The sequence below is a fragment of the Agromyces mangrovi genome (assembly GCF_030296695.1).
Taxonomy (GTDB): Bacteria; Actinomycetota; Actinomycetes; order Actinomycetales; family Microbacteriaceae; genus Agromyces; species Agromyces mangrovi.
Map to the genome: position 1 here is coordinate 760942 of NZ_AP027737.1, position 12599 is coordinate 773540.

Here is a 12599-nt window from a genome sequence, read left to right on the forward strand (position 1 = left end):
AGCGCTCTCCCGTGGAAGTTCCGCGCCGCAACGCGGAAGTGCCACCCCTTCGGGGTGCGCGCCGCCGGGTGTCCGGGCGGGATACTGGGGGGATCCGACGGTGGGAGAGGCGGGTCATGGCGGTCGAGGTCGACGAGGCGACGGAGTCCGCCGACGGTCGACGGGCGGTGCGGGGCGGCCCGCGGGTCCCCGTCGTCCCGGTGCAGGGCGACACGCGGCTCGCGCACGCGGCCGCGGGGGCCGTCCCGGCGTTCGGACGCACGCTGCGCGTCTCGCTCGCGATGCGCGGCGGCGTCAGCCTGGCCGTCTGGATCGGCGGCGCGGTCGCGGAACTCGACCTCTTCCGGCGCATCCGCGTCTTCGAGCGCGACGGGAGCCCCGTCGCCTACCTCCTGACCCCCGGCGACGAGCCGCCGACGCCCGCGGTCCTGGAGCGCGCGGCCGTGTACGCCGAGCTGCTGTGGCTGACCGGCTACGACCAGGTGGAGTTCGACCTGCTCGCCGGCACGAGCGCGGGCGGGCTGAACGCCGTGGTCTACGCGGTCGCCCAGCGCGCCGGCGCGAGCCTCGACGCGCTCCGCGGCATGTGGTCGGGCGTGGGCGGGCTCTGGGGGCTGCTGCAGCTGCCCGGCCACGCGGAGATCCGCGCGCTCATGCGGGGCGAGGACCTCTTCCGGCGCGAGGTGCACCTGGGGCTGCGCGACATCTACGGATGCCGGCCGAGCCACCCCGACCTCGTGGCGACGCAGGTCGACATCGACCTGTCGGCGACCGCGATCGACGCCCGCGAGGAGCTCGAGCCCGACAGCAGCGAGGGCCGCGCGCACTTCCGGTTCCGGTCGGGGGTCGAGCCCGGGCGGACGAACCGCATCCCGGGCCGCCACGACCCCGGCGCCGATCGCGACGACGACGACCTGAGCCTCGAACGGCTCGCCCTCGCCGCACGCGCCACGTCGTCGCTGCCCGGCGGGTTCGAGCCGGCGGAGGTGGCCTCGCCGGTCGCGGACGGCGCGACCCGGTCGGCCGATCGCAACGACCTCCACCACGCGTTCAGCGGTCACCGCGACCCGGTCGACCTCGACGGGCTGCCGCGCGACGTGCCCTACCGCATCGTCGACGGCGCGGTGTTCGACAACGTGCCGATCGAGCGCGCCATGCGCGCGGCACGGGCCCGCGCGTCGGACCGCAACGCCGACCGCGTGCTGCTGTTCCTCGACCCCGACCCGGACCCCGGCCCCGACGACGAGTTGGTCTGGGACGACGGCGCATCGAAGTTCTTCCGCGCGCTGCGCGCCCAGTTCACGCGCATGTTCCGGCAGGAGCCGGTCTCGCGCGAGACCGCCGAGGTGCAGCGCTTCAACGCGGAGCGCCGCGTGGACGAGGCGCGCCGACGCGCGGCGGTCTCGCTCGTGGAGAGTGCCGGCTGGTCCGAGCCGCAGGTCGACGCGCGCCGGACGGCCTACGTGCGCTCGCTCGGCGCCGTCGTCTCCGAGCAGCTCGCCGAGGCGATCTCGGGGCCGTCGCTCTGGCAGGTCTCGACCGACCTCCCCCACCGGCACCGCTACCTGCCGATCGCGCGCACGCGGCTGATCGCGTTCACCGAGCTCGTGGTGGCCGACTACGCGACCGCGGCGGCGTCGGCCGAGCCGATGGAGGCGCGACTCGGGTCCGCCTCGGCACTGGCCGACGCGGCGAACTGCGTGCTCGCCTGGGTGCGCGATCTCGAGCGGGTGCCGGAGGCCGCGGGGTCCCGCCGGTTCCGCGCCTTCCCGCACGAGCGCGCGCACGCCTACGCCGCCCTCGAGACGGCGGTCGCGCACGGCGACCGGGCCACCGCGCGGGTGCTCGAGCAGGTGCGCCGGTTCGTGCACGACGCGCACCCCAAGCGGCTCGCCCAGCCCACGCCCGAGACCGCGCGGCCGTGGATGCACGAGTGGCGCGACGCCGACGCGGGCGATGCGGGGATCGCCCGCGCGCACGCGTCGCTCGACCACTGCGTCCGCCTGCTGCTCGAGGAGAACGCGCGGCTCCGGGCGCGCATGGGCGACCTCGACGCCGAGACGGCCGCCGAGGCGGAGCAGTCCCCATGGCTGCGGCTGGCGGCGCCGACCGGCGGTGCGACGCCGCGCGCCGTCGACCTCGCGGCGCTCATGTGCCCGGCAGGCATCCCGCCGGCGCTCTCCAGCGTGCGCTACTGGAGCATCGGCGTCGACGAGCGCCCGGACTCCCCGAGGCGTTCACGGCCCTCGTCGACGGCCAGCGGCGGGCCGCCCTGCAGGAGGCGCTGCGCGCATCCGCCGACCGGGCCGTGCCGCGCGACCTGCTCGAACGGCTGACCGCAACGGGCGACGCCGCCACCCTCACGCCGCAGTCGAAGCTCGCCGGGTACGGCCTCGGAAACTTCCTCGGCTTCCTCAGCGCGAGCTGGCGCGTCAACGACTGGCTGTGGGGGCGCATGGACGCGGCCGCCGGCGCCGTGCGGTTCTTCGACGCCGTCGAGCCGAACCGGGTCGATGCGAGCGCCGCGATCCGCATCGTGCAGGACGCGATCCTGCACGACGCCGACCGCGACGGCGAGGTCATCGAGCCCGCCGAATGCGACTGGTCGCCGGCGGAGCCGCTGCGTGTGCCGCCGGTCGTCGAGCCGCCGTTCCGCGGATCGGTGCCCGTGCGCGAGCGGCTGCGCGGCGGCGTCGACGCGCTCGGCGACCTGCCGCCCGGCTACCTGGTCGGCATCGCCTCGCGCGGGCTGCGGCTCATCGACCGCGCCGCGCTGCGGCCGGGCGGCGTGCTCGTGCGCATCGTCGTCGGCGCCGTGCTCGCGGTGCTGCGCCCCGTGCTCGCGGTGCTGCCGTCGGTCATCGACCCGCCCCGCGCCGCCGCGATCGCCGGGGTCGTCGGCGGTGCGGGCTGGCTGCTCACCTGGCGCGCGTTCGAGTCGTTCTCGTGGGGCCTCGCGATCACCGCGCTCGCGGTCGCCGGACTCCTCGTCGTCTGGCTGGTCGCGGCGGCCGGGGGCGCCGATGCGCGCTGGCGCGGCGTGCGCGAGGACGCCGCCGCTCGCGCGCCCGGCGGGGCGGCCGCGGCGGAGCGCATCGACGCCGCCGCGCGCGCGAGCCGGCAGGCGGCGACCGCACCGGTGTTCCGGGCCCTCGCCGCGATCGGCGTCGCGGGGTTCGCGATCCTCGCCGGCAACCTGCCCATGTCGCTGCTCGCGGCCGGTACCGCCGTGGTGCTCGTGGTCGCCGCGATGCGGGCGTGCACGGCCGTGGTGCGCCCGGCGCCGCGCGCGACCCGGGCGCGCGCCGTCGCGGGTTCCACGACGCTCGTGGTCCTCGGCGGCGGGGTGCCGTTCGTGCTGCAGGCATCGGGTGCCGCGGACGCCGCCGAGGCGCTCGCCCTGTTCGCACCCGGCGACGTCGCCCCGTGGTGGGTGCCGCTCGCGGTGCTCGGCCTCGCGGCATCCGTCGTCTCGGTGCTGCTGCTCGCCGGCTGGCTGCCGCCGCTGTGGCGCCGTGCGTGGGCGCGGCCGATCGACCTGGTCGGGGTGACCGCGGGCGCGGCGCTCGCGGGCGGATTCGCCTGGCTCGCCGTCGCGGCAGCCGTCGCGCTCGGCGGGGGCGCTCCCTTCGCCTTGCCCGGCTGGCAGGCCGCCGCGTTCCTCGTGGCCTGGGGCAACCTGCTGTGGTGGGCACCGGCGTGGGCGGGCGCGGACTTCTCGCCCGACGACACGCCCCGCCGGCCGCCCGCCCGGAGGGGGTGACTCAGACCAGGCTGTCCCGCCAGGCCGCGTGGAGCCGCGCGAACCGTCCGTCGCCGCCGATCAGCTCGGCCGGCGAGCCGTCCTCGACGATGCGGCCCCACTCCATGACGAGCACCCGGTCGGCGATCGCGACCGTCGAGAGACGGTGCGCGATGATCACCGCGGTGCGGTCGGCGAGCAGGGTCGTGAGGCCCTCCTGCACGGCGCGCTCGCTCGGGATGTCGAGCGAGCTCGTCGCCTCGTCGAGGATCAGCACGGCCGGGTCGGCGAGGAACGCGCGCGCGAACGAGATGAGCTGCCGCTGCCCGGCGCTCACCCGGCCGCCGCGCTTGTTCACGTCGGTGTCGTACCCGTTCGGCAGGCCCTCGATGAACTCGTGCGCGCCGACCGCCTTCGCCGCCGCGACGATCTCGTCGAAGCTCGCGTCGGGCTTGCCGAGGGCGATGTTGTCGGCGACCGAGCCCGAGAACAGGTACGCCTCCTGCGTGACCATGACGATCGCGCGGCGGAGGTCCTTCGGGTGGAGGTCCCGCAGGTCGACGCCGTCGAGGCGCACCGCACCGCTGCTCGGGTCGTAGAACCGCGAGATGAGCTTGGCGAGCGTCGACTTGCCCGCACCGGTGGACCCGACGAGCGCGATCGTCTGCCCCGCCGGGATCGCGAGGTCGAACGTCGGCAGCACGACGCGGTCATCGGTGTAGGCGAACTCGACGCCGTCGAACGAGACGTCGCCGCGCGCGGTCCACAGGTCGACCGGGCGCACCGGGTCGGGCACGCTCGGCTCCTCCTCGAGCACGCCCGAGATCTTCTCGAGCGCGGATGCGGCGGACTGGTACGAGTTGTAGAACATCGCCATGTCCTCCATCGGGTCGAAGAACCGACGGGTGTAGAGCACCGCGGCGAGGAGGAACCCGATCTCGAGCGAGCCGTCGACCACGCGGAAGCCGCCCCAGAGCAGCACCATCGCGACCGTCACGTTGCCGATGAGCACCAGGCCCGGGTCGTAGACGCCGAACACCTGGATGACCTTCGCGTTCACGTCGCGGTAGTCCTCGACGAGGTCGCCGAACTCCCGCTCGTTGCGCTTCTCCTTGCGGAACGCCTTGACCGCCCGGATGCCGGTCATGGTCTCGACGAAGTGCACGATGAGCTTCGCGGAGGACTCGCGCGAACGCCGGAACAGCACCTGCGAGCGCTGCTGGAACCAGCGCGTGAGCACGAACAGCGGCACGAGCGCGACCGCGAGCACGAGGCCCGACTGCCAGTCGAGCGCGATCAGCGCGATCGCCGTGAACGACATGTACAGCACGCCCTGCACGAGCTGGTTGATGCCCGAGTCGAGCAGCTCGCGGATCGCGTCGAGGTCGCTCGTCTGACGCGAGATGATGCGGCCCGACGTGTACGACTCGTGGAACTCGAGGCTCAGCTTCTGGGTGTGCAGGAAGACGCGCTTGCGCAGGTCGATCAGGATCGCCTGGCTGATGCGCGCCGACTGGCGGATGTAGACGGCCACGAGCAGCGCGCCCACGACCGCGGTCGCGAGGTACGCCGCGCCGGCCCATGCCAGCGGCAGCCAGTCCTGGTCGAGCAGGGCCGGCAGGCCCTCGGCCACGCCGTAGCCGATCAGCGCCGGGCCAGCGACCTGCGCGCCCGTCGAGATCGTGACGACCAGCGCCGTCCACGCCACCTGCCACCGGAGGGGCTTCAGCAGCGAGCCCAGCAGGCGCAGCGAACGCCGGCGGATCTGCCGCGACTCCTCCTTCGTGAAGTCGTGCCGCTCCTCGCCCTGTACGCCGACGACGCTCATCGGGTCACCTCCTGCTCCTCGATGCCGGTCTCGGATTGCGCGGTGCTGCCGGCCCCGTCGCGCGGATCGGGACCGATGATCGGGATGGCGGCCGTGTCGAGTTCCTCGGCCTTCCGCTCGCGCTCCTCGTCCTCCAGGGACGAGATCACGAAGCGGTAGTGCTCGCTCGAGGCGAGCAGGTGCGAGTGCGTGCCGACCGCGGTGATGCGGCCGTCCTCGAGCAGCGCGACCCGGTCGGCGAGCATGACCGTCGACGGGCGGTGCGCCACCACGAGCGCGGTCGTCGTCGCGAGGATCTCCCGCAACGCGTCCTCGACGAGGGCCTCCGTCTCGACGTCGAGCGCCGAGAGCGGGTCGTCGAGCACGAGCACCGCGGGGTCCGCCGCGACCGCGCGTGCGAGCGCGAGGCGCTGCCGCTGGCCGCCCGAGAGGCTCATGCCCTCCTCGCCGACCTTCGTGTCGACGCCCTCGGGCAGGTCGTGCGCGAACTGCGCCTGCGCGATCTGCAGCGCCTGGGCGAGCACGGCGTCCGCCTCGGCCCGCACGGCCGGGTCGTCGCCCGCCAGCTCGGGCCGGCCGAGCAGCACGTTGTCGCGCACCGACGCCGAGAACAGCGTGGCGTCCTCGAACGCCATCGCGACGTGCGTGCGCAGTTCCTCGCGCCGGAGCGCGCGGATGTCCACGCCGTCGAGCGTCACGGCGCCGCCGGTCACCTCGTACAGGCGCGTGGTGAGCGACGTGAGCGTCGACTTGCCGCTGCCGGTGAGTCCGACGAGCGCCATGGTCTCGCCGGGCTGCAGCCGGAGGTCGACGCCGTCGATCAGGTCGGGCGTGTGCCCCGGGGCATCCGCATACCGGAAGTGCACGCCCTCGAACGCGAGCTCGCCGCGCGGCGCGTCGACCGTGGTCGGCCGCTCGGGGTCGGTGATCTGGTTGACCTCGTCGATGACCTCGAAGAAGCGGTCGGTCGCGGTGCGCGTGTCGAGCGCGAACGCGAGCAGGAAGCCGATCGACTCGATCGGCCACGACAGCACGGTCGCGGTCGCGAAGAACGCCACGACCTGGCCCACGCTCATCACGTCGATCGAGGCGAGCCACACGCCGAGCACGAGGCACACCGCGAGGGCGACGTTCGGGATGAGCAGCAGCCAGAGCCAGATGTTCGACTCGAGCTTCGCCTTCTCCATCTCGGTGCCGCGCAGCTCCTCGGCCTGCGCCGTGAACGTGCCGAGCGCGTGCTTGCCGCGACCGAAGGCCTTCAGCACGCGGATGCCGTGCACCGACTCCTCGACGGCGGTCGCGAGGTCCCCGGCCTGGTCCTGGCTGCGGCGCGCGACCTCGGAGTAGCGGCCCTCGAACCGGAACCCGATGATCCACAGCGGCAGCGAGAGCACCATGAACACGAGGCCGAGCAGCCAGTTCATCCAGATCAGGATGCCCACGCCGACGACGATCGTGACGAGGTTGACGATGAGCAGCACGAGGCCGAACGAGAGCCAGCGACGGATGCGACCGAGATCGGAGACCGCGCGCGAGAGCAGCTGCCCGCTCGGCCAGCGGTCGTGGAAGCTCACCGGGAGGTCCTGCAGCTGCGCGTAGAGCGAGTTGCGCATCTCGGCCTCGACGCGCGTGCCGGGCGTCAGCACGAACCAGCGCCGCAGCGCGATCATGATCGCCTCGGTGATGCCGAGCGCGAGCACGACGAGCACGGCGGGCACGATCTGGCCGGGGTCGCCCTCGGAGAGCGGGCCGTCGACCAGCACCTGCAGCACCTGCGGGATGGCGAGCGCGACGAGGCTCGCGATCATCGCGGCGGCGGTGCCGAGCGCGAGGAACGGCACCGCGGGTCGGGCGTAGGGGTACAGGCGCGCCAGCGTGCGCGGCGTGCTCAGCCGCGGCGGCGGAGTCGGGGAATCGGGTCGGTCGTCGGCCGTGATGGCGGGCATGACGGGAGTCCTTCTGGGCGGCCGGGCGCGCGAGGGCGCCCGGGTCGTGCGAGGTGGGGAACGCGACGGGAACGCGGCGTCCCGTCGGGGCTGCGGCGAGGAGCCGCAGGGGCGGCCGCCGAGTGCGGCCGCGGGCGCGGCGCTAGGCCGCGCGGCGCCCGGGTCGAATGAGCGAGACGACCCCGCCGACGGGGCCGGTGCCGGCAGTCATGCCATCTGTCGTCTTCATCGCTTCCTCCCGGGCGCTTGTGGTGGATGTCCCTGTGCCCGCGCGTGTCTGGTGGACGGCGGCGGGCAGCCTTACAGGATACGCCCGCGTCTCGCGCGTGTGCAAGGGATTTCTGCGGACCGGTTCAGCGTACCCGCACGGACAGGCAGGTCACGCATCCCTCGAGCTTCTCGAACTCGCTGATGTCGACCGTGACGACCCGGTAGCCGAGGCCCGACACCATCGCCGCCGTCTCCGGGGCGGAGGACGCCATCAGCACGGTGTCGTCGGCGAGCTCGACCACGGCCACCCCGGTCGGCTCGGGCACCTCGAGGAACCGGGGGAACAGGTCGCGGTGCTCGACGAGGTCGGGGTGTCCCAGCACCGTGCCGTCGGGCAGCGCCGTGACGGCGCTCTTCAGGTGCAGCGTGCGGGTCACGGGTACGGCGACCACGGTCCATCCGCTGGTCAGCAGCAACTCCCGCAGCTGACGGATTCCCTCGGCGTTCGTGCGCGACGAACTGCCGACGTAGACCGTTGAGCCGACCTTCAGCACGTCGCCGCCGTCGAGCGTGCCCGGCTCCGCGATGTGCGCCACCTGCACGCCCTTGAGCGACCGCACGACCCGCTCGACCGCCTCCGCCTCGCCCCGCCGCGACTCCGCGCCCGATCGCGTGATCACCGCGAGGTCGTCGAACAGCACCACCTGGTCCTCGACGAAGACCGAGTCGGCGAGGTCGGGCGCGCTGTCGACCTCGACCGTGCGCCATCCCTCGGCGACGAGCGCGGCGCAGTAGTTGTCCCACTGCTCGTCGGCCAGCTCGGCGTCGACCGGCTCCCGCTCGAGGTGGGTGAGCTCGGCCTCGTCGAGGTTGCTGGCCGGGATGCGCACGAGCGCGAGGCGCTGCTCGGTCGAGCCGCGGCGCGGCGCGTGCGCGAGCACCGACCGCAGCACCCGCGGCGCGACGAACACCTCGGCGGCGACGACCGAGACGATGAAGACCAGGTTGATGCCGACGAGCGAACCGAGCACGAACGCGAACATGCGCAGGTCGGGCGCCGCGCCGCCCGCGAGCACCGTGATCGTGGTGCCGACGAGCGCTGCGAGGCCCGCCGAGGTGAGCCCGGCGGCGGCCGCGAGGAACCAGGCGCGCGTCGCGCCGACCGCGTTCGCGGCCGACAGCAGCAGGAAGGTGAGCGTGGCGAGCAGCACGAAATGACCGCCGACCTGCCCGAACACCGTGGGCGCCTGGCCGCCGGCGATGAACACGCCGAGCAGCGCCGCGACCAGGCCGATCGCCGCCGGTGCCGCCGCGGAGGCGAACACGGCGAGCACGCGCCGCCCGTGCACGCGGTCGCGCGGCGAGATCGTGCGGGCGGGGGAAGCTCGACGGAGTCGGTCACGGCACGAGCCTAGCGGCCACGGCGGGCCGCCCCGGGCGCGTGCCGGGGCTCACCGCGCGCGGTCGAGGCGGCCCCGCGCGAGGCGCTCGGCGGCGGCGAGCGTGGTCGTGCCGGAGGCCGCGGCCTCGCGGTAGACCGCGCGCACGGTGTCGCCGATCGTCGCGACGCGCGCGTCGATCGCGGCGGCGTCGGCGTCGGGCTGGGAGGCGAGGTCGAGGTAGATCACGCCACCCGCGTTCACGACGAAGTCGGGCGCCCAGAGGATGCCGCGCTCGGCGAGCAGCGACGCCGACTCGCGCCGGGCCAGCTGGTTGTTCGCCGCACCCACGACGGCGCGCACGCGGAGCTCGCCGATCACGTCGGCGGTGAGCACGCCGCCGAGGCCGCACGGCACGAACAGGTCGGCCTCGACCCGGTGCGCGCCGGCCGGGGCGACCCAGTCGGCGCCGAGCTCGTCGGCGAGCTCGCGTCGCGCGTCGACCACGTCGGTCACGGTGAGGCGCGCCCCCTCGGCGGCGAGGGCGCGCGCGAGGCGCCCGCCCACCTGGCCGAGGCCCGAGATCACGAGGTGGCGGCCCGCGAGGTCGGCGTCGCCGAACAGCTCGGCCACGGTCGCGCGGATGCCCGCGAGCACGCCCGCGGCGGTGGCATCCGCCGGCTCGCCCACGCCGCCCTGCTCGGGCGGGAGCCCGCAGACGTGGTCGGTGCGCTCGGCGACGACCGCCATCAGCTCGGCGCTCGTGCCGACGTCCTCCGCGGTCATGTACGCCCCGCCGAGGCTCTCGACCGCGTCGCCGAGGTCGCGCATGGCCGCGACGCGCTCGTCGGCGGTCAGCGTCACGCCCCGCGGCACGCGGATGACCGACTTGCCACCACCGCGGGCGAGGCCCGCAGCGGCGTTCTTCAGCGTCATCGCGCGCGACAGCCGCAGCGCGTCGGCGAGCGCGTCGGTCCAGTGGTCGTACTGCCAGAGGCGCGCACCGCCGAGGGCCTGCCCGAGCCGCGTCGAGTGCACGGCGACGATGATGGTGAGGCCCGACCGGGCACCCGTCGTGATGAGGATGCGCTCGTGGTCGGGAGTCTCCTCGGTGAGGATGTGGGCGGTCGCCGCGTCCGGCGTCGTTGCGGGGTGCGCGAGTGTCATGGGTGGGTCGCTCCTGGTCCGTCCGCCGGGTGGGCGGCATGGCTGTGATGGGCGGCGCCTCGTGAGCGCCGTGTTCCCCTCAGGATACGCCGCGCCGGCACGAGCGAGCGCCCGCGACGCGGACCCGCGCTCAGTGGAAGAAGTGCCGCTCGCCCGTCAGGTACATGGTCACGCCCGCGGCCTTCGCCGCGGCGACGACCTCCTCGTCGCGCACCGAGCCACCGGGCTGCACGACCGCGCGCACGCCCGCGTCGAACAGGATCTGCGGCCCGTCGGCGAACGGGAAGAAGGCGTCGGATGCCGCGACCGAGCCGCTCGCGCGCTCCCCCGCCCGCTCGACCGCGAGCCGGCACGAGTCGACCCGGTTGACCTGCCCCATGCCGACGCCGACCGAGGCGCCGCCGGAGGCGAGCAGGATGGCGTTCGACTTCACCGCCCGGCAGGCGCGCCAGGCGAACTCGAGCTCGGCCGCGAGCGCCTCGTCGGCGGGCTCGCCGGCGGCGAGCGTCCACTCCGAGAACGGCGCGAACTCCCGGTCGGCCTGCTGCAGCAGCAGCCCGCCCGAGACCTGCTTCTGCTCGAGCACGGTCGGCTGGAAGCCCTCGGGCAGGGTGAGCAGGCGGATGTTCTTCTTCGTCGTCAGCACCTCGACCGCGTCGGCCTCGAAGGCCGGTGCGATGAGCACCTCGGTGAAGATGCCGCTGACGGTCTCGGCCATGGCCCGCGTGACCGTGCGGTTCGCGGCGATCACGCCGCCGAACGCCGACACCGGGTCGCACGCGTGCGCGCGCTCGTGAGCGCTCGCGATGGGGTCGGATGCCCCGGGCTCGCCCACCGCGATGCCGCACGGGTTCGCGTGCTTGATGATCGCCACGGCGGGCTCGTCGAAGTCGAACGCGGCCCGCACCGCGGCATCCGCGTCGACGTAGTTGTTGTACGACATCTCCTTGCCGTGCAGCTGCACGGACTGCGCGATGCCCCGCCCCTCGGGCGTGGCGTAGAGCGCGGCCGACTGGTGCGAGTTCTCGCCGTAGCGGAGCGACTGCGTGCGCTCCCACGTGCCGCCGACCCAGCCCGGGAAGCCCGTGCCCTCGTCGTCGGGCGCCACGACGTTGCCGAGCCAGGACGCGACGGCGACGTCGTAGCCGGCCGTGTGCCGGAACGCCTCGACCGCGAGGCGCTGCCGCTGCGCGAGGGTCGTGCCGCCCGCGGCGACCGCCTCGGCGATCTCGGCGTAGCGGTCGGGCGAGACGACGATCGCGACGTTGGCGTGGTTCTTCGCGGAGGCGCGCACCATGGCGGGCCCGCCGATGTCGATCTGCTCGACGACGTCGAGCGCGGGGGCGCCCGAGGCGACCGTCTGGCGGAACGGGTAGAGGTTCACGACGACGAGGTCGAACGCGGCGATGCCGAGCTCGGCGAGCTGCTGCTCGTGGTGCTCGAGGCGCAGGTCGGCGAGCAGGCCCGCGTGCACCGCCGGGTGCAGGGTCTTCACGCGGCCGTCGAGCGCCTCGGCGAAGCCGGTCACGCTCGCGACGTCGGTGACGTCGTGGCCCGCGCCGCGGATGGTCGCGGCCGTCGACCCGGTCGAGACGATCTCGACCCCGGCCGCGGCGAGCGCGCCCGCGAGCTCGAGCAGTCCGGTCTTGTCGCTCACCGAAACCAGCGCCCGGCGTACCGGCACGAGGTCGCGCTCGCGGCAGAGGGAGTGGTCGTGGCTCGGTCCGCTCATGCGCGCAGGTCCTCCAGGTCGATCGTTCCGTTCGCGATGTCGATCACGGCCTGCACCAGCAGGCGTCGCTCGACGGGCTTGATGCGCTCGTGCAGCGCCTGCTCGGTGTCGTGGGCGTGCACCGGCACCCGCTCCTGCGCGATGATCGGCCCGCCGTCGACCGAGTCGTCGACGACGATGAGGCTCGCCCCGGTCTGGGTGACGCCGGCTTCCAGCGCATCGCGCACGCCGTGCGCGCCCGGGAACTCGGGCAGGTACGCGGGGTGGGTGTTGATCATGCGCGGCGAGAGGGCGTCGACCATGACCGGCGGCACGATGCGCATGAAGCCGCTCAGCACGACAAGGTCCGGCTGCCAGAACCGCACCTGCGCGAGGAGCTCCTCGCCCCAGCGGTCGCGGTCGGCCGGGCCGCGGAACGGCACCGTGAAGGTCGGGATGCCGAACTCCTCCCCCAGCACCAGCCCGTCGGCCTCGCGGTCGGCGCCGATCGCGACGACCCGAGCGGGGAACTCGGCGTCCTCCGACGCCTCGAGCAGGGCGCGGAGGTTCGATCCGCCGCCGGAGATCAGCACGACGAGCTTGAGCACGTCGTCGA

The 12599-nt window shown here is 74.3% G+C and carries 8 protein-coding genes; 2 read left to right on the top strand and 6 right to left on the bottom strand.

Annotated elements, in window-relative coordinates:
* Nucleotides 1–116 precede the first annotated feature (116 nt).
* Together QUE38_RS03620 and QUE38_RS03625 are read left to right on the top strand one after the other, a co-directional pair.
* On the top strand, nucleotides 117–2336 hold the full coding sequence (locus tag QUE38_RS03620) for a patatin-like phospholipase family protein (protein ID WP_286310256.1): 2220 nt from the start codon (nucleotides 117–119) through the stop codon (nucleotides 2334–2336).
* A complete protein-coding gene (locus tag QUE38_RS03625) occupies nucleotides 2309–3763 on the top strand; it encodes a DUF3376 domain-containing protein (protein ID WP_286310257.1) in 1455 nt (484 codons plus the stop codon). Before QUE38_RS03620 ends, QUE38_RS03625 begins: the two co-directional genes overlap by 28 nt.
* 1 nt (nucleotide 3764) lies before the next feature.
* Here the strand turns inward: QUE38_RS03625 and QUE38_RS03630 are convergent, their stop codons facing one another.
* From QUE38_RS03630 to purN, 6 genes are all read right to left on the bottom strand, one after another.
* The gene (locus QUE38_RS03630) at nucleotides 3765–5570 is read right to left on the bottom strand and encodes an ABC transporter ATP-binding protein (RefSeq protein WP_286310258.1); all 1806 of its coding nucleotides are present in this window, start codon (nucleotides 5568–5570) and stop codon (nucleotides 3765–3767) included.
* Nucleotides 5567–7516, bottom strand: coding sequence for an ABC transporter ATP-binding protein (locus QUE38_RS03635; RefSeq protein ID WP_286310259.1), 1950 nt, complete (start codon nucleotides 7514–7516; stop codon nucleotides 5567–5569). The genes QUE38_RS03630 and QUE38_RS03635 overlap by 4 nt, the downstream gene beginning before the upstream one ends.
* A gap of 353 nt (nucleotides 7517–7869) precedes the next feature.
* A complete protein-coding gene (ddaH, locus tag QUE38_RS03640; protein WP_286310260.1) occupies nucleotides 7870–9060 on the bottom strand; it encodes a dimethylargininase in 1191 nt (396 codons plus the stop codon).
* A 117-nt stretch (nucleotides 9061–9177) separates the two neighbouring features.
* Nucleotides 9178–10272 carry a Glu/Leu/Phe/Val dehydrogenase family protein gene (locus tag QUE38_RS03645; protein ID WP_286310261.1) on the bottom strand — a complete coding sequence of 365 codons (1095 nt, stop codon included), beginning with the start codon at nucleotides 10270–10272 and terminating at the stop codon, nucleotides 9178–9180.
* Nucleotides 10273–10402: 130 nt separating this feature from the next.
* Nucleotides 10403–12004 carry a bifunctional phosphoribosylaminoimidazolecarboxamide formyltransferase/IMP cyclohydrolase gene (gene purH / locus QUE38_RS03650; protein WP_286310262.1) on the bottom strand — a complete coding sequence of 534 codons (1602 nt, stop codon included), beginning with the start codon at nucleotides 12002–12004 and terminating at the stop codon, nucleotides 10403–10405.
* A complete protein-coding gene (gene purN, locus QUE38_RS03655) occupies nucleotides 12001–12591 on the bottom strand; it encodes a phosphoribosylglycinamide formyltransferase (RefSeq protein WP_286310263.1) in 591 nt (196 codons plus the stop codon). Before purN ends, purH begins: the two co-directional genes overlap by 4 nt.
* Between the last annotated feature and the right edge of the window lie 8 nt (nucleotides 12592–12599).

What these genes read in the sequence shown, in the direction of transcription:
- QUE38_RS03645 (WP_286310261.1), bottom strand. Translation starts at nt 10,272, where the DNA reads ATGACACTCGCGCACCCCGCAACGACGCCGGACGCGGCGACCGCCCAC.
- purH (WP_286310262.1), bottom strand. Translation starts at nt 12,004, where the DNA reads ATGAGCGGACCGAGCCACGACCACTCCCTCTGCCGCGAGCGCGACCTC.
- QUE38_RS03630 (WP_286310258.1), bottom strand. Translation starts at nt 5,570, where the DNA reads ATGAGCGTCGTCGGCGTACAGGGCGAGGAGCGGCACGACTTCACGAAG.
- QUE38_RS03635 (WP_286310259.1), bottom strand. Translation starts at nt 7,516, where the DNA reads ATGCCCGCCATCACGGCCGACGACCGACCCGATTCCCCGACTCCGCCG.
- QUE38_RS03620 (WP_286310256.1), top strand. Translation starts at nt 117, where the DNA reads ATGGCGGTCGAGGTCGACGAGGCGACGGAGTCCGCCGACGGTCGACGG.